This window comes from Delftia sp. Cs1-4, from assembly GCF_000214395.1.
Classification (GTDB): domain Bacteria; phylum Pseudomonadota; class Gammaproteobacteria; order Burkholderiales; family Burkholderiaceae_C; genus Comamonas; species Comamonas acidovorans.
Genome location: NC_015563.1, coordinates 5,870,438 through 5,886,045 on the forward strand (window position 1 = coordinate 5,870,438; position 15,608 = coordinate 5,886,045).

Genomic DNA, 15,608 nt, shown 5'->3' on the forward strand with positions numbered 1-15,608 from the left:
AACGGTGCGGCAACGGTGGCTACAGCAGTGTTCAAGAGCACCTTACTTGGTGTTGCGCACGTCGGCTGCTTCACCTTCGCCGCCCGGGGCACCGTCAGCACCCAGCGAGAGGATCTCGAGGTCGCCATTGGCAGCAGGATACGTGTAGCGGTAGGCGTTGTTCCAGGGATCATTCGGCACGCCGCCCTTGAGGTAGGGGCCCGCCCAGCCGGCAACGCCGGCAGGCTGCTTGACCAGCGCGTCCAGGCCCTGCTGCGAGGTGGGATAGCGGCCCACGTCGAGCTTGTACAGCTCCAGCGCCTTTTCGATGTCGGCGATCTGCACGCCGGCCGTCTTGGTCTTTGCTCCACCCAACTGGTTCAGCACCTTGGGGCCGACCAGGCCGGCCAGCAGGGTCAGGATGGCCAGCACGACCAGCAGTTCGATCAGCGTGAAGCCACGCTTGCGGGCGCGGGAGGACAGTTGCTTTTGCATGCGCATCATCTTCTACATACCTTTCAGTCAATTCAGATTCATCAGACGGCCAGATCGTTGACGGACAGGATTCCGAGCAGGATCGACACGATGATGGAGGCGATAAGGATACCGAGGACCAGGATCAGCGCCGGCTCCAGCATGGTCAGGAGGCGTTTGATCGCGTTTTCGACCTCGCGGTTCAATATGTTGGACAGCTCCAGCATCATGTCGCCCAGGCGGCCGGTTTCCTCGCCGACCCGCACCAGATTCAGGGCCAGGGGCTCGAATTCTCCGGTTTTCTGGGCGGCATGGGCCATGCGATGACCTTCCTTGACCATGGGACCCATTTTTTCCAGGCGCTCGCGGATGGCAACGTTGGAGACCGTGTCGCTGGCAATGCGCAGTGCGGTCAGCAGCGTGACGCCGTTGCCCAGCAGCGTGCCCAGCGAGCGGCTGAACAGGGTCAGCTGGTACTTGCGCACCACGCCACCCAGGCCTGGCAGGCCCAGCAGCCACGATTGCCAGGTCTGGCGGCCCTTGGGACTCTTGGCCCAGCGGGCTAAGACCCAGCCCAGCGCGCCCAGCACGATGAACACCGCCCAGCCGTAGCTGCGAAACGCATGGCCCAGCCCCATCACGAACTGCGTGGGAAGGGGCAGCGCGTCGCCCATGTCGTTGAAGAGCTGCTCGAACTGCGGGACCACGAAGCCCAGCATGGCCACCAGGGACAGCACGGCCACGCCCAGCAGGATGGCCGGATAGATGGTGGCCGAGACCACGCTGTCGCGCAGGGCACGCTGGCGCGCCATGTGTTCCACCAGCCGGTTGAGCACGCCCGACATCTGGCCGCTGGCCTCGCCCGATCGCACCATGTTGATATAGAAGTCGCCGAACAGGTCGTGGTGCTTGCCCAGTGCCTGGCTCAGCGGCATGCCGGCCTTGACGCTGTCGAGCACGGACTGGAGCATGGCCTGCATCTGCACTTTGTGGCTCATCTCGACCAGGACCTTGAGCGCGTTGTCCAGCGACAGGCCGGCCCGCATCATGATGGCCAGCTCGGTGGTCATGCCCTGGATGTCGTCGGCCTTGATGCGGCCCTTCTTGAGCGCACGCGCCGCCAGCGGCACGTTGCCCAGGCTTGCGGCTTCCTCGACCTTGATGGGCGACAGGCGGCTCTTGCGCAGGTGCACCACCACCTCGGCCACGGCCGCAGCGGAAAAAGTGCCCTTGACCATCTGACCGCGGCTGTCCACGGCCTCCCAGCTGTAATCAGGCATCGCTCTGGTCCTGGGTCACGCGCAGCACTTCGTCCAGCGTGGTGGCGCCCGAGGCCACCTTGCGCAGGCCGTCGTCGTAGAGGCTCAGCATGCCGCTCTTGGCCGCCATGGCATGCAGGGCGTTGGCGTCCTGGCCTTCGATGATGGCGCGGCGCAGCGGCTCGTCGATGACCATGAGTTCATGGATGCCGGTACGGCCCTTGTAGCCCGTGCCCCGGCAATGCTCGCAGCCGACGGCGCGGTAGATGGGCGAGCCCTCGCGCAAAAAACGCTTGAGGCCGCTGCCCTCGACGGCGGCGGTCGGCAGCGTGTCAGGCTGCTTGCAGTGCGAGCACAGCGTGCGCACCAGGCGCTGGGCCAGCACGCCGTTGACCGAGGACGTGATCAGGTAGCTCTCCACCCCCATGTCGCGCATGCGGGTGACGGCGCCTGCGGCCGTGTTGGTGTGCAGCGTGGACAGCACCAAGTGACCTGTCAGTGCGGACTGCACGGCGATCTGCGCGGTTTCTCCGTCACGCATTTCTCCGATCATGATGATGTCCGGGTCCTGGCGCAGGATGGAGCGCAGGGCGTTGGCAAAGGTGAGGTCGATCTGCGGATGGACCTGGATCTGGTTGATGCCATCGAGCTGGTACTCGACCGGGTCCTCGACGGTGATGATCTTGTTGGAAACCGCGTCGATCTTGGACAGGGCCGCGTACAGCGTGGTGGTCTTGCCCGAGCCCGTGGGCCCCGTGACCAGCACGATGCCGTGCGGCTTGGCCAGCAAGGTGTTGAAGCGCTCCAGCGTATCGACCTCGAAGCCCATGCTTTCCAGGCGCAGGCGCACGTTGGCGCGGTCCAGCACCCGCATGACGATGCTCTCGCCATGCACCGTGGGTGCGGTGGAGACACGCAGGTCCAATTCGCGGCCCTTGGCGCGGGTCTTGATGCGACCGTCCTGCGGCAGGCGCCGCTCGGCAATGTCCAGATGGGCCAGCAGCTTGACGCGCGAGCCCACGGCCGCGCTCAGCCGGGGCGGCACGAGTTCGGCCGCATGGATCACGCCGTCCATGCGATAGCGCACCTGCAGGCCGGCCTCGAAGGGCTCCAGGTGGATGTCGGAGGCGTGCAGCTCGATGGCGCGGGAAATGATGCCCGTGACCAGGCGGATGACCGGCGCCTCGCTGGCCAGGTCCTTCAGATGCTCGACGAAGTCGCCGCCCGTGGCGTCCGACTCCCAGTCCTGGCCTTCTTCGCCTTCGGGTTCCTGGCCGGCTTCGGACAGGGCCTTGCGGATATCGGCTTCCAGCGCCAGCACGGGCTTGATCTGCAACCCGGTGGCCAGGCGCAGCGCCTTGGTAATGAAGGGGTCCTGCGGCACGGACATGGCCACTTCGAGCACGCCGTCCTGCAGCGAAATGGGGCAGACGCACTGCGCATCCAGAAAGCTGGCCAGCAGGCCCGGCACATCGGGCAGCAGGTCGGGAAACTCTTCCGCGCGCAGCCAGCGCATGTGCAGTTGCTCGGACAGCGCCTGGGCCACGTCGGCTTCCGCCACCACGCCCAGCTGGACCAGCACCTGGCCCAGGTAGCCGCCCAGCTCCTGCTGCGCCTGCAGGGCGTTTTGCAGATCGCGCTCGTTCAGCTTGCCGGCGGAAAGCAGGCGTTCGCCCAGCCGCCCCTTGATCGGGGCTTCGACACCGGCAATCGGTTCCATGACGTGATTGGTGGAAGACATTGCCGCGGATTATCCACTGTCGCCGCATCCCCCGCGAAAGGCTCCGGATGCGGGGTCCACGGCCGCCCCTGCACCCGGCACCAGCGCTGTCATCAACTGTTACGCAACGGATATAACGGCGCGATGCTGCGCCGCACGATCGAAGTGGCTTCAGGCCGCTTTGACCGCGTCGGCAGGCAGGCCGCTGGCATCGCCCCAGCGGCGCTGCGCCATGACCAGCAGGCCTTCGAAGATGAGGTTGTCCACCAGCTCGAAGGGCCGCGTCATGCTGGGCACCATCTTCCAGCCTGCACCGCCGGCCATGACGCAGGCGGGCTCCATGCTGCAGTGCATGTACAGATGCTGGTAGATGCGCTCCACGGCCCCGGCGATGGCGTAGGTGCCGCCACTGGTCAGCGCGTCGCTGGTGTTGGTGGGGAATGGCGTGACTGCACCCGTGGGCACGTGCAGGCCGGCCGTGCCGCTTTCCAGGGCGCGCAGCATGATGCCGTGCCCCGGCAGGATCAGGCCGCCCATGAAGTGGCCGTGCTGGTCCAGCGCATCCACGGTGACGGCGGTGCCGATCATGACCACGATCAGGGGCCGCTCTGGCCCGCGCTGCAGGATGTGCTGGCGCGCGCCGATCATGGCCACCCAGCGGTCCGCCCCCAGGCGCGAGGGGAAGTCGTAGCCATTGGTGACTCCGGCCTCGGCCGCGCCGGGCACGGCCCACTGCGGCTCGAAATCCCATCCCAGCATCATGTCGATCTGGTCGTGCACGCGCCGGCGCGCCGTGTCGCCGGCCACCACGCAGCCCAGCATGCGCGTAGGCGTGGGCAGGTCGCTCCACGGCCCTTCGGCCAGGTGCTCGATGTGCTCCAGGAACTCCGCGCCGTGCGCCAGCAAAGCGGCGCCAGGCCGATGCGCGTCGTACATCGCCCATTTCAAGCGGGTGTTGCCGATGTCTATGGCCAAAAAAGTCATGGGCGCGATTATCGGAGTTTTCCGGAGGATAGCGTCAGCCATGGACGACAACTGAGTGAGGACGTGAACGCAAGAATGGCGCAAATGTCAAAAATCCGGGAGCGCTCCTGCCCGGCAGCGCGCGCTGCCACTGTTAGGCGTTACATTGGCCTTTCCGTTTTTCCACCCACCAACAGGAGTCACCCATGGGACTTTTCAGTTTCATCAAGGAAGCCGGCGAAAAGCTGTTCGGCGGCAGCGCCGCACAGGCAGCCGAGCCTGCGCAAGACCTGAATGCCAAGGCCGCCAAGGCCATCGAGACCTATATCGGCACGCAGAACCTGGGCGTCAGCGACGTGAAGGTGCAGTTCGATGGCTCGCAGGGCAAGGTCACGGTGCTGGGCACGGCCCCCACCCAGGCGGTCAAGGAAAAGGTGACGCTGTGCTGCGGCAACGTCTCCAGCGTGCAGTCGGTGGACAACCAGATGACGGTGACCAACCCCGAGCCCGAAGCCCAGTACCACGACGTGGTGCGCGGCGACACGCTGTCGGCCATTGCCAAGAAATTCTATGGCGATGCCAACAAGTACCCCGTGATCTTCGAGGCCAACAAGCCCATGCTGAGCCACCCCGACAAGATCTACCCCGGCCAGAAGCTGCGCATCCCGGCGCTGTGATCTCTTGCCTCCGTGAAAAAACCGCCTTCGGGCGGTTTTTTCGTGGGCTCAGTCAGTAGTCAGTATTTACCGCTCAACAGCGCACCGAATCCCGGAACGGCTGTCGGCAAGCCCAGGCGCTTGAGCATCATGAACGTCGTGGCCACCGAGGAAGACAGTACCGGCAGGCCCACGTGGTCCTCGATGGGCTGCACCGAGGCCAGCGAGGGCATCTGCACGCAGGCAGAGGCGATGACCGCGTCGGCGTTGGCCGTGTTCAGGCGCCGCGTGATCTCGATGGGTGCGCGCGCATCCTGGGCACCCACCTGCAGATTGTCGGCAATCTCCAGCGAGATGCTGTCCACCACTTCGATGCCCTCGTTCTCTATGTAGTCGATGACCAACTGCGTCAGCGGCTTCATGTAGGGCGCCAGCAGCGCCACCTTCTTCGCGCCGATGGCGTGCAGGCCATCGACCAGGGCGCCGGCGCTGGTGACAACTGGCGCGGGGCCGCCGTTGTCCACGGTGCGCTGGTGCAGGCGCGCTTCCGAGACACGGTGGTAGCCGCGCCCCATGCTCATGATGGCCACCAGGCAGGCATAGCCGAGCACATCGACACGCGCATCCGACAGTTCCAGCGCGCAGCGGTCGCTGTCGCCGTCCATGGCGGCCAGTTCCTCCTTGGTCACATGCTTCATGCGCATGCGGCTGGAGTGGAAGGTGAAACGCTCGGGCGCCAGCGCCTCGCGGGCGCGCAGGATGGCGGGGATCTCGGTCTCCATCGTGGTGTTGGAGCTGGGCACGATCTGCCCGATGCGGAAATGGGTTTTGGCTGTCATGTCAATCCATCGTGATGTGGTTGGCCTTGATCACCTTGCCCCAGTGGTCCGTCTCCCGCTGGACCAGGGCGCCCAGCGCTTGCGGGCCAAGGAATCGCGGCTCCACGCCCTGCAGGGCCGCGCGCTTTTGCACGTCGGGCGACTCCAGGGAGGTCTTGAGCGCGTCCGACAGCCTGGCGATGGCCTCGGGCGGCGTGCCCGCAGGTGCGAACAGGCCGACCCAGGCTTCCAGCTCGAAGCCCGGCAGGCCCGCTTCGGCCGTGGTGGGCACATCGGGCAGCATGGGATGGCGCGTCTTGCTGGTCACGGCCAGGGCCCTGAGCTTGCCCGTCTGCACATGGCCCAGCACCGAAGGCGGCGTGGTGATGAACATCTGCACCTGGCCACCCAGCACGTCCTGGATGGCAGGGCCGGACCCCTTGTAGGGCACATGCGTGATCTGGGTCTGGGTCACCTGGGCGAACACGGCCGTGCCCACATGGGATAGCGAGCCATTGCCCTGCGACGCGTAATTGACCTTGCCCGGGTTCTTGCGCAGATAGGCGATGAACTCCTGCAGATTGTTCGCCGGAACGGAAGGATGAACGGCGATTACATTGGTGGCGGCCACGATCAGCCCCACGGGCGCCAACTCGGACTGCGCCCAGGGCAGCTTGGGGAACAGTGCCGGATTGCCCACGTGGTAGGCCGAATACGAGGCCAGCAGCGTGTAGCCGTCCTTGGGCGACCGGGCCACCATCTGGTAGGCGATGTTGCCGCTGGCGCCGCCCCGGTTGTCCACCACTACCGACTGCCCCAGCAGGCGCGACAGCGGGTCGGACGCCAGGCGTGCCGCCGTGTCTACCACGCCGCCGGGCGGGTTGGGGACCACGAGGGTGATGGACTTGGTTGGAAAGGCCTGGGCCTGGACGGTTCCTGCGCCCAGCAGGGCGGCCGCTGCCAGGCCGGCGGCCTGCAGCACAATGCGTCGATTCATGCTTGTCTCCATGTTCTCTTTGTACCGGCGCATTCTTGCGGGCCTGCACGCGGCCGAACAGCCGTATCTCGTTGATCCATCCTTCGCCTGCGGTGGAGGATGGGAATGATCAACCTGCACCGATTCGATCTGCTGACGCTGCGCCTGTATGTGGCCGTGGTCGATGCCGGCAGCCTGACGGCGGGCTCGCGCACGCTGGGGCTGTCGTTGGCAGCCGCCAGCAAGCGCGTGGCCGAGCTGGAGCAGCACTGCGGCGTGACCCTGCTGGTGCGCAGCAAGCGCGGCGTCACGCCCACGCCTGCCGGTCAGAGCATGTACCACCATGCCGTGGACGTGGTGGCCCGGCTGGAACATCTGGCCCTGGCCATGGACGACTTTCGCAGCGGCGCCACGGGCCAGTTGCGCCTGTGGGCCAACAACTCCGCATTTGCAGGCTTTCTGCCCCGGCTGCTGGCCGACTTCATGGCCGCCCACCCAGGCGTCTCGGTGGACCTGGAAGACGCGCTCAGCGAGGAGTCCGTGCGCGCCGTGCTCAGCGGCGTGGCCGAGCTGGCCATCATCGGGGAGAACACGCCCCTGGAAGGGCTGAGCACCCAGGTCTGCGATGTGGACGAGCTGGTGCTGGTCATGCCGCGCGGCCATGCGCTGGACACGGACGACGACTCCCCCGTGCCCCTGGCCACCGTGCTGGACCACGACTTCGTGAGCCTGGCCCGCTCCACCTCGCTGATGCGGCGCATTGCGGCCGAGGCCGAATCCATCAACCGGCCCGTGCGGATCCGCATCCAGGTGCGCAGCTTCGACGCCATGTGCCACATGGTCTCGGTGGGCCTGGGCCTGGCCATCCTGCCGCGCGCGGCCACCGCGCCGCACCTGGCCGCGCGGGCACTGCGGCTGCGCCCGCTGGGGGCGCTCAACACCCGGCGCCGGCTGCTGCTGGCCATGCGCTCGCAGGCCACGCTGTCGGGACCGGCCCAGGCCCTGGTGGACATGGTGGCCGCCCGGGCGGTGGCGTTGGGATTCGCGGAGCCGCAGCGCTGAACGACGCCAGATCGGCGCCGGCTTACTGGCGCCAGGGCAGGCCGCGCAGGCGCCAGCCGCCGACATGGCCACGCTGGCCGTTGGCGTCCACATCGCCCTCGAAGCCTTCGAGGATGTTGTAGGCCTCGATGCCCAGTTGCGCCGCGCGCTGGGCAGCGGCCACCGAGCGCACGCCGCTGCGGCACAGCAGGACAACCTTGCGGCCTTCAGGCACGGCGGCGCGCAGCTGGCTGTCGAAATCGGGGTTCATCGCCATGGACGGCCACTGCTTCCAGGCCACGGCCACGGCACCCGGTACGCGGCCCACCCAGTCGCGCTCGGCATCGGTGCGCACATCGACGAGCACGGCTTCGCCGGATTGCAGCCATTGCCAGGCGAGTTCGGCAGGAATGTCGCCTGCATAGCCCGGTGCGGGCTGGACGGTCAGCGGAATGGCTGCGGGAACGGGAGCGCTTGCGGACATGGGTTGGCTTTCTTGATAGGACGCGGTTGTGTGCCCGGCAAGAATAACCGTCCAGCCCGACTGGCGCCGGCTCGCCGGTGCCCGGATCGCCTATTCCCAGGGAGGCAGCAGCTTGTCACGCAGCACCTGGCGCTGCGCCTCCCAGCCCGGCATCACGCTGGCCACCGTGGCCCAGAAGCGCGGACTGTGGTCCATGTACCGCAGGTGGGACAGCTCGTGCACGACCACGTAGTCGATGACCTCGGGCGCGTGCTGCATGAGCCGCCAGTTCAGCCGGATGGCGCCGGCCGTGTTGGCACTGCCCCAGCGCGTGCTTGCGCTGGTCAGTCTCAGGCTGGTCCACTGCACGCCCAGGAGCGGCGCGTGGCGCTGCAGGCTGGCCGTGAACCAGGAGCGCGCCTCGCGCAGCATCCAGGCCTGCACGCAGGCGCGCACCTCGGCGGCCGATGCCCCGGGCGCCAGCGGCAGGTGCAGGGACTGGCTGCCGTCGGCCGCCTGTTCACGGTGTACCTGGCGCGTGCGCAGCGGCTGGGTTTCGCCGCCGGTCAGGCACAGCTGCAAGGGGCGGCCCAGATAGCCGATCTCTGCGCCGTGCTCCCAGCGGATGCGTGCCGCCTGCTGGGCTTGCTGGCGCTGGCCGGCCTCATGCAGCTTGCGCAGTATCCAGCCCGATTTCGCCTCCAGCGCCTGCGCGATGGCAGCCATGTTGACCCAGGCAGGTGCGCTGACCACCAGCCCCTGCGCGCCGATGGTGAAGCCTATGGTGCGCCGGCGCGAGCGCTGCAGCCGGTAATGCAGCACCTGCCCCTGGAGGACCGCCTGCTGGTTGGCCTCCGGGTGGATGCGGGGACTGGGCTCGGGGATGGTGGATGGAGATGGGAGAGATGTAGGAGAAGGAGGAGAAGGAGGAAGAGGCGCGGACGAAGGCTGGGCGGGGGCAGCAGCCCCGTCACGGCGCGGCTTCAGCCCGCCGTCCTGCGTTTGCACGGCAGGTGGCAGCAGCCAATCCCAACTGCGCTGTGCCGGGTCCGCCATGCCGGTCTCCGGCGCCTCAGGCGCGGTAGGCCTCGGGGTCGAGGCGCTGCATTTCGGCCTCGATCCAGTTTTCGACTTCCACCATCAGCTCCTCGTGCTTGCGGCCCACGGAAGGAATGGGCTTGCCGATGGAGACATCGACCACGCCCGGCGTCTTGATGAAGGCCTTGCGCGGCCAGCACTTGGCCGAGGTGACGGCCACGGGCACGACGGGCACGCCGGTCATGATGGCCAGGCGCGTGGCGCCGGTCTTGTACTCGCCCCTTTGGCCGCGCGGGATGCGTGTGCCTTCGGGAAACATGATCACCCAGGTGCCCTGGCCCAACAGGCGCTTGCCCTGCTCGACCACCTTGTGGAAGGCGCGCGAGCCGTGCTTGCGGTCGATGTGGATCATGTCCATGCTGCCGATGGACCAGCCGAAGAAGGGCACCATGAGCAGCTCCTTCTTGAACACATAGGCCAACGGGCGCGGCATGATCGCCGGCATGAGGAAGGTCTCGTAGGTGGACTGGTGCTTGACCAGCAGCACCACGCCCTGCTTGGGGTCGGTGGGCAGGTTCTCCATGCCCTGCACGCGGTGGCGCACGCCCATGATGACGCGGGCGCTGTCCACCGACAGCTTGAGCCAGGCGCGCGCCACGGCATAGACGCGGCGCGGCCCACCGCCCAGCCAGCGCGTGAGCAGCACGGCCAGGGTGTAGGGGATCACGGTGATGCCCATCCAGAGCATGTGGAGGGTGGAGCGGATCAGGGACATGGCGGCAGTGTGGTGCAGAAAGCGGCGCAGCGGCCGGGCGGCAGGCCCGGGCCTTGCGCCCTCAGGAATCGGAATTCACAAAGATAGCATTGTGCGCAGGACGGCAGGCCGGCGGCGCATGGGCAAAGCGCCATTCGGGCGTTCAGGCGTTCAGGGAGCGGGTGCGGCATCTGCCGGAACCAGCGCATCGGCCAGCGCGGCCAGGCTGGCATGGCGCTGGGTGCCGGGCGGCAGTCCAGGCGGCAGCGCCCCGTCCAGAGACACTCCGGCGCTGGCGCCCGTGCAGACCAGGTGCAGGCGCGCGCCCATGGCGGCGCCGGCCTGCAGGTGGGCCACGCAGGAGCCGACCACCCACAGCTGATGTCCCTCGACGCCGAAGCGCTCGGCAATCTGCTCGAACAGCGCCGTGCCGGGCTTGCGGCAATGGCATTCCTCGTCCGGCGCATGGGGGCAGTAGAAAACCGCATCGACGCGCGCGCCTGCCGCCGCCATTTCGCGGTGCATGCGCGCGTGCACGGCATTGAGCTCGGTCACGTCGAACAGGCCCCGGCCCAGGCCCGGCTGGTTGGTGGCGACCACCACATGCCAGCCGGCCCGGTTCAGGCGCGCCACGGCTTCCAGCGCCCCGCGCTGGGCCTTCCAGGCTTCGGCTGAGCCGATGAAGCCCTCCTCACCGATCTGGTTGAGGGTTCCGTCACGGTCCAGGATCGCAATTTTCATGGTCGGGTCCCAAGAATGTCAGAACTCAATTGCGCGCGTCCCAAGACGAGGGACACCGAGGAAGGGCCGCCCCGCACCGAAGGTGTCGTCCCCCTCCCTTGCGAAGCAAGTAGAGAGGCGCCGTGCCACGGGGGGAAGGCGCAAAGCGCCTCAGGGGGTGCTCCATTTACGCCAGTCGCGAAAGGTCCGCCACGCGGTTCATGGCTTCGTGCAACGTGGCCAGCAGGCCCAGGCGGTTGGCCTTGAGCGCCGGGTCTTCGGCGTTGACCATCACATGCTCGAAGAAGGCATCGACCGGGGCGCGCAGCGCGGCCAGGGTCTGCAGGCTGGCCGTGTAGTCGCCGGCAGCAAACTGCTGCTGCGCCTTGGGCGCCACCGATTGCAGGGCCGCGTACAGGTCCTTCTCTGCCACCTCGGCCAGCACGGCCGCGTCGACCTGGGCCAGCACGGCCTGGTCGGCCTTCTTGAGGATGTTGCCCACGCGCTTGTTGGCGGCGGCCAGGGCCGGTGCCTCGGGCAGCTCGCCGAAGGCGCGCACGGCCTCCAGGCGCTTTTGCACGTCGGACAGGCGCTGCGGGCGCAGGGCCAGCACGGAGTCCACTTCCTGGGCCGAGAAGCCCTGCTCGCGCAGGTTGCCGGCCAGGCGGTCGTAGATGAAGTCGGCCAGCTGGGGCGTGGCGTCCTCGATCTTGTCGCCGAAGGCAGGCAGCACGCTGACCAGCAGGGTTTCCAGATCCAGCGCCAGGTCCTTCTCGACCAGCATGCGGATCACGCCCAGCGCATGGCGGCGCAGCGCGAACGGGTCGCGGTCGCCCGTGGGCAGGTTGCCGATGCCGAACATGCCGACCAGGGTTTCCAGCTTGTCGGCCAGGGCCACGACCACGCCGGCGTTGCCGCGCGGCAGTTCGTCGCCCGCAAAGCGGGGCTTGTAGTGGTCCTCGATGGCATCGGCCACGGCCACGTCCAGGCCGTCGTTGAGCGCGTAGTAGCGGCCCATGGTGCCCTGCAGCTCGGGGAACTCGCCCACCATGTCGGTCACGAGGTCGGTCTTGGCCAGTTGCGCGGCCAGGTCGGCCTGCTGGGCCAGGCCCGTGTCGCCCAGCTGGCGGGCAATGCTCTTGGCGATGGAGCGCACGCGCTCCACGCGCTCGCCCTGGGTGCCGAGCTTGTTGTGGTAGACCACCTTGCCCAGCCCGTCCACGCGCGAGGCCAGGGTCTTCTTGCGGTCCTGGTCGAAGAAGAACTTGGCGTCGGCCAGGCGCGGGCGCACCACGCGTTCGTTGCCGCCGATGACGGCGCTGGCATCCTGGGGGCTGATGTTGCTGACCACCAGGAACTGGTGGGTCAGCTTGCCGGCGGCGTCCAGCAGCGGGAAGTACTTCTGGTTGGCCTTCATGGTGAGGATCAGGCATTCCTGCGGCACGTCGAGGAATTCCTTCTCGAACTCGCAGACCAGCACATTGGGACGCTCGACCAGGGCCGTGACTTCGTCCAGCAGGGCCTCGTCCTCGATGGGACGGACACCGCCGCCCACGCGCTCGGCAGCGGCCTGCAGCTGGCGCGCGATCTCGGCACGGCGCTCGGCGAAGCTGGCGATGACGGCGCCTTCCTCGCGCAGCTGCGCGGCGTAGTCATCGGCGGAGCGGATGACCACGGGATCGACCGCCGCCTCGAAGCGGTGGCCATGCGTGGCCGTGCCGGCCGTCAGGCCCAGGGCCTTGACGCCGATCAGCACCTCGGTGCCGTGCAGCACCACCAGGCCGTGGGCCGGGCGCACGAAATGGACGCTGCTCCAGCCGTCGGCCAGCTGGTAGCGCATGACCTTGGGGATGGGCAGCTTGGCAATGGCTTCGTCCAGCGCCTTTTGCACGCCGTCGGCCAACATCACGCCGCGCACGGTGGAAGCGTGGAACAGGGCTTCGGCCTTGCCTTCGCCCTGGCGGGTCAGGCCGGCAACGGCTTCTTCGCCGGCGCCCAGGGCGGCCAGCTTCTTGATCAGGGCGGGCGTGGGCTTGCCGTCGGCGTCCAGGCCCACGGAGACGGGCATGAGCTTTTGCGCCACGGCCTTGTCCTCGGCCTGGGGCAGGACTTCGGTGATGTGGGCGGCCAGGCGGCGCGGCGAGGCATAGGCCGTCAGGCGCGCTTCGCTGGAGGCCAGCAGGCCCTGGGCCTTGAGCTGCTCGAACAGCACGCCGGCAAAGGCGTCGCCCAGCTTTTGCAGCGCCTTCGGGGGCAGCTCTTCGACAAACAGTTCAACAAGAAGATTCGATGCGTTCATGGTCTGGTGTTCTCTCGGTGCAGCGGTGTCCGCCTCAGGCGGCCTTCTTGCCCTGTTGTTCGGCGGCCTTGGCCAGCTCGGCCAGCACTTCGTCGGCATGGGCCTTGGGCGCCATGGGGAAGCCCAGGCGCGCACGGCTGTCCATATAGGCCTTGGCCACGGCGCGGGCCAGGTTGCGGATGCGGCCGATGTAGGCGGCACGCTCCGTCACGCTGATGGCGCCGCGCGCATCGAGCAGGTTGAAGGTGTGGGCGGCCTTGAGCACCTGCTCGTAGGCCGGCAGCGCCAGCTGTTCGCCGATCAGGTGGTTGGCCTGCTTTTCGTAGGCGCCGAAGGCGGTGAACAGGAAGTCGGCGTCCGAATGCTCGAAGTTGTAGGTGGACTGCTCCACCTCGTTTTGGTGGTAGACGTCGCCGTAGCTCAGGCCGTCGGTCCAGGTCAGGTTGTAGACGTTGTCCACGCCCTGCAGGTACATAGCCAGGCGCTCCAGGCCGTAGGTGATCTCGCCCGTGGCGGGCTTGCAGTCGATGCCGCCGACCTGCTGGAAGTAGGTGAACTGCGTCACCTCCATGCCGTTGAGCCAGACTTCCCAGCCCAGGCCCCAGGCGCCCAGCGTGGGGTTCTCCCAGTCGTCCTCGACGAAGCGGATGTCGTTCTTCTTCAGGTCGAACCCCAGGGCTTCGAGCGAGCCCAGGTACAGCTCCAGGATGTTGTCGGGCGCGGGCTTGAGCACCACCTGGAACTGGTAGTAGTGCTGCAGGCGGTTGGGGTTGTCGCCATAGCGGCCGTCCTTGGGGCGGCGGCTGGGCTGCACGTAGGCGGCCTTCCAGGGCTCGGGGCCCAGGGCGCGCAGGAAGGTGGCGGTGTGCGAGGTGCCCGCGCCCACTTCCATGTCATAGGGCTGGAGCAGCGCGCAGCCCTGGTCGGCCCAGTAGGACTGCAGCTTGAGGATGATTTGTTGGAAAGTGAGCATGACTTGTTTCAGGCGTCGCACGCAGGCCGGGGCCGCGCCGGTGAATGAGAGGCGGCTCGCGCCGCGCAAACGACGATTTTAAGGCGCCGCCCGGCCGTGCGCCGTGCTGCCGGCCTGCGGCCCCACGGCAGACGCTCCACAGGGCGATCTGCATCAAAAAACAGAGCAGGCGACACATGCCAGCAAAGGCCGTGGCGCGCGAAGACCTGAAAGCCCGCCTTGCACGACGCATCCGGATCATTTTTTGACAATTCACCAGGGCAGCGGCCGGTGACCGTTCGCCACGCCGCCATGCACGCCCCCTAGAATGGCCCACTGACCTTTTTTTGTCGTGGACCACCACCGCCCCGGAGCCTGCCATGAACCTGATGAACATCATCACCAAGCAACTGATAGAGATCATCGAGTGGACCGATGACTCGCGCGACACGCTCTCCTACCGCTGGCCCGATGACGACAAGGAAATCAAGAACGGCGCCCAGCTCATCGTGCGTGAGTCGCAGCAGGTGCAGTTTGTCTCGGCCGGCCAGTACGCCGACCTGTTCAGCCCCGGCAAGCACACGCTGACCACGCAGAACATTCCCATCCTGTCCACCATCCAGGGCTGGAAGTACGGCTTCAACTCGCCGTTCAAGTGCGATGTCTACTTCATCAACACGCGCCTGTTCACGGGCAACAAGTGGGGCACATCCAACCCCGTGATGGTGCGCGACAAGGACTTCGGCGCCGTGCGCCTGCGCGCCTTCGGCACCTACGACTTCCGCATCGTCGAGCCGGCCAAGTTCCTCAAGGAAGTGGCGGGCACGGACCAGAACTTCCGCATCGACGAGTTCGCCGACACCATGCGCTCGCGCATCATCAGCGTGTTCACCGAGTCGCTGGCCAAGGCCCAGGTGCCCGTGCTGGACGTGGCCCAGCGCTATGGCGAGCTGGGCGATGCGCTGCTGCCGCTGATCAACCCGGCCATGACGGACAAGTACGGCCTGGAGATCACCAGCTTCGTGCTGGAGAACGTGTCCGTGCCGCCCGAGGTGGAGCAGGCCATCGACAAGCGCTCCAGCATGACGGCAATCGGCAACCTCAACGACTACGTCAAATACCAGATGGGGCAGGCCATGACCACGGGCGGCGAAGGCGCTGCCGCGGCCACCCTGCCCGCCACCATGGCCATGGGTTTCGGCATGGCGCAGGAGATGATGAAGAGCATGCAAAACGGCGGTGGCGGTGGCGCACCGGCCGGCCAGGGCCAGGCGTCCGATCCGTTCTCGCCCGCTGCCGCACAGGCGGCCCAGGCCCCCGCAGCGCCCGCCGCCAGTGGACTGCAGGTGCTGACCCCGGCCCAGGCGGCCCAGGTGCTGGGTGTGAGCGAGGCCGATGTGCTGGCCGAGATCCAGGCCGGCAACCTCAAGGCGCGCCAGATCGGCAGCCAGTGGCGCATTGCGCAAGCCGCACTCGATGACTTCCTGCGCGGCTGA

15 protein-coding genes are annotated in these 15,608 nt (G+C 67.3%); 3 read left to right on the forward strand and 12 right to left on the reverse strand.

The window, feature by feature from the left end:
* Positions 1-42 precede the first annotated feature (42 nt).
* From gspG to DELCS14_RS25780, 4 genes are all read right to left on the reverse strand, one after another.
* Positions 43-483: a type II secretion system major pseudopilin GspG gene (gene gspG, locus DELCS14_RS25765; RefSeq protein ID WP_013804232.1), complete on the reverse strand. Its 441-nt coding sequence runs from the start codon at positions 481-483 to the stop codon at positions 43-45.
* 32 nt (positions 484-515) lie between these two features.
* Entirely contained in the window at positions 516-1,733 is a 1,218-nt protein-coding gene (locus DELCS14_RS25770; protein WP_013804233.1) for a type II secretion system F family protein, read from the reverse strand.
* Positions 1,726-3,432 carry a type II secretion system ATPase GspE gene (gene gspE, locus DELCS14_RS25775; RefSeq protein ID WP_013804234.1) on the reverse strand — a complete coding sequence of 569 codons (1,707 nt, stop codon included), beginning with the start codon at positions 3,430-3,432 and terminating at the stop codon, positions 1,726-1,728. Before gspE ends, DELCS14_RS25770 begins: the two co-directional genes overlap by 8 nt.
* A gap of 171 nt (positions 3,433-3,603) precedes the next feature.
* Positions 3,604-4,416 (reverse strand): type III pantothenate kinase, encoded by an 813-nt coding sequence (locus tag DELCS14_RS25780; RefSeq protein WP_013804235.1) that lies wholly within the window; start codon positions 4,414-4,416, stop codon positions 3,604-3,606.
* A gap of 185 nt (positions 4,417-4,601) precedes the next feature.
* Between DELCS14_RS25780 and lysM the strand changes: the two genes are divergently transcribed.
* Positions 4,602-5,072: a peptidoglycan-binding protein LysM gene (gene lysM / locus DELCS14_RS25785; protein WP_013804236.1), complete on the forward strand. Its 471-nt coding sequence runs from the start codon at positions 4,602-4,604 to the stop codon at positions 5,070-5,072.
* A gap of 59 nt (positions 5,073-5,131) precedes the next feature.
* Here lysM and DELCS14_RS25790 read toward each other — a convergent pair whose 3' ends face one another.
* Complete coding sequence (locus DELCS14_RS25790; RefSeq protein ID WP_013804237.1) at positions 5,132-5,890, reverse strand: Asp/Glu racemase; 759 nt, start codon at positions 5,888-5,890, stop codon at positions 5,132-5,134.
* 1 nt (position 5,891) lies between these two features.
* Complete coding sequence (locus DELCS14_RS25795; RefSeq protein ID WP_013804238.1) at positions 5,892-6,866, reverse strand: tripartite tricarboxylate transporter substrate binding protein; 975 nt, start codon at positions 6,864-6,866, stop codon at positions 5,892-5,894.
* A gap of 105 nt (positions 6,867-6,971) precedes the next feature.
* Here DELCS14_RS25795 and DELCS14_RS25800 point away from each other — a divergent pair, with 105 nt between their 5' ends.
* Positions 6,972-7,907 carry a LysR family transcriptional regulator gene (locus tag DELCS14_RS25800; protein ID WP_013804239.1) on the forward strand — a complete coding sequence of 312 codons (936 nt, stop codon included), beginning with the start codon at positions 6,972-6,974 and terminating at the stop codon, positions 7,905-7,907.
* Positions 7,908-7,929: 22 nt separating this feature from the next.
* On the opposite strand, the gene DELCS14_RS25805 is transcribed toward DELCS14_RS25800, so the two are convergent.
* From DELCS14_RS25805 to glyQ, 6 genes are all read right to left on the reverse strand, one after another.
* Positions 7,930-8,370 carry a rhodanese-like domain-containing protein gene (locus DELCS14_RS25805; RefSeq protein WP_013804240.1) on the reverse strand — a complete coding sequence of 147 codons (441 nt, stop codon included), beginning with the start codon at positions 8,368-8,370 and terminating at the stop codon, positions 7,930-7,932.
* A 90-nt stretch (positions 8,371-8,460) separates the two neighbouring features.
* Positions 8,461-9,405 carry a SprT family zinc-dependent metalloprotease gene (locus DELCS14_RS25810; protein WP_013804241.1) on the reverse strand — a complete coding sequence of 315 codons (945 nt, stop codon included), beginning with the start codon at positions 9,403-9,405 and terminating at the stop codon, positions 8,461-8,463.
* A 16-nt stretch (positions 9,406-9,421) separates the two neighbouring features.
* Positions 9,422-10,162 carry a lysophospholipid acyltransferase family protein gene (locus DELCS14_RS25815; protein WP_013804242.1) on the reverse strand — a complete coding sequence of 247 codons (741 nt, stop codon included), beginning with the start codon at positions 10,160-10,162 and terminating at the stop codon, positions 9,422-9,424.
* A 150-nt stretch (positions 10,163-10,312) separates the two neighbouring features.
* Entirely contained in the window at positions 10,313-10,882 is a 570-nt protein-coding gene (locus DELCS14_RS25820) for an HAD-IIIA family hydrolase (RefSeq protein WP_013804243.1), read from the reverse strand.
* A 166-nt stretch (positions 10,883-11,048) separates the two neighbouring features.
* Positions 11,049-13,160 (reverse strand): glycine--tRNA ligase subunit beta, encoded by a 2,112-nt coding sequence (glyS, locus tag DELCS14_RS25825; protein ID WP_013804244.1) that lies wholly within the window; start codon positions 13,158-13,160, stop codon positions 11,049-11,051.
* Between the two features lie 34 nt (positions 13,161-13,194).
* A complete protein-coding gene (gene glyQ / locus DELCS14_RS25830) occupies positions 13,195-14,133 on the reverse strand; it encodes a glycine--tRNA ligase subunit alpha (RefSeq protein ID WP_012203218.1) in 939 nt (312 codons plus the stop codon).
* A gap of 359 nt (positions 14,134-14,492) precedes the next feature.
* Here glyQ and DELCS14_RS25835 point away from each other — a divergent pair, with 359 nt between their 5' ends.
* Complete coding sequence (locus tag DELCS14_RS25835) at positions 14,493-15,608, forward strand: SPFH and helix-turn-helix domain-containing protein (RefSeq protein ID WP_013804245.1); 1,116 nt, start codon at positions 14,493-14,495, stop codon at positions 15,606-15,608.

Excerpts from the sequence above, each read along its gene's own strand:
- gspG (WP_013804232.1), bottom strand. The coding sequence starts at position 483 with ATGATGCGCATGCAAAAGCAACTGTCCTCCCGCGCCCGCAAGCGTGGC.
- DELCS14_RS25770 (WP_013804233.1), bottom strand. The coding sequence starts at position 1,733 with ATGCCTGATTACAGCTGGGAGGCCGTGGACAGCCGCGGTCAGATGGTC.
- gspE (WP_013804234.1), bottom strand. The coding sequence starts at position 3,432 with ATGGAACCGATTGCCGGTGTCGAAGCCCCGATCAAGGGGCGGCTGGGC.
- DELCS14_RS25780 (WP_013804235.1), bottom strand. The coding sequence starts at position 4,416 with ATGACTTTTTTGGCCATAGACATCGGCAACACCCGCTTGAAATGGGCG.
- lysM (WP_013804236.1), top strand. The coding sequence starts at position 4,602 with ATGGGACTTTTCAGTTTCATCAAGGAAGCCGGCGAAAAGCTGTTCGGC.
- DELCS14_RS25790 (WP_013804237.1), bottom strand. The coding sequence starts at position 5,890 with ATGACAGCCAAAACCCATTTCCGCATCGGGCAGATCGTGCCCAGCTCC.
- DELCS14_RS25795 (WP_013804238.1), bottom strand. The coding sequence starts at position 6,866 with ATGAATCGACGCATTGTGCTGCAGGCCGCCGGCCTGGCAGCGGCCGCC.
- DELCS14_RS25800 (WP_013804239.1), top strand. The coding sequence starts at position 6,972 with ATGATCAACCTGCACCGATTCGATCTGCTGACGCTGCGCCTGTATGTG.
- DELCS14_RS25805 (WP_013804240.1), bottom strand. The coding sequence starts at position 8,370 with ATGTCCGCAAGCGCTCCCGTTCCCGCAGCCATTCCGCTGACCGTCCAG.
- DELCS14_RS25810 (WP_013804241.1), bottom strand. The coding sequence starts at position 9,405 with ATGGCGGACCCGGCACAGCGCAGTTGGGATTGGCTGCTGCCACCTGCC.
- DELCS14_RS25815 (WP_013804242.1), bottom strand. The coding sequence starts at position 10,162 with ATGTCCCTGATCCGCTCCACCCTCCACATGCTCTGGATGGGCATCACC.
- DELCS14_RS25820 (WP_013804243.1), bottom strand. The coding sequence starts at position 10,882 with ATGAAAATTGCGATCCTGGACCGTGACGGAACCCTCAACCAGATCGGT.
- glyS (WP_013804244.1), bottom strand. The coding sequence starts at position 13,160 with ATGAACGCATCGAATCTTCTTGTTGAACTGTTTGTCGAAGAGCTGCCC.
- glyQ (WP_012203218.1), bottom strand. The coding sequence starts at position 14,133 with ATGCTCACTTTCCAACAAATCATCCTCAAGCTGCAGTCCTACTGGGCC.
- DELCS14_RS25835 (WP_013804245.1), top strand. The coding sequence starts at position 14,493 with ATGAACCTGATGAACATCATCACCAAGCAACTGATAGAGATCATCGAG.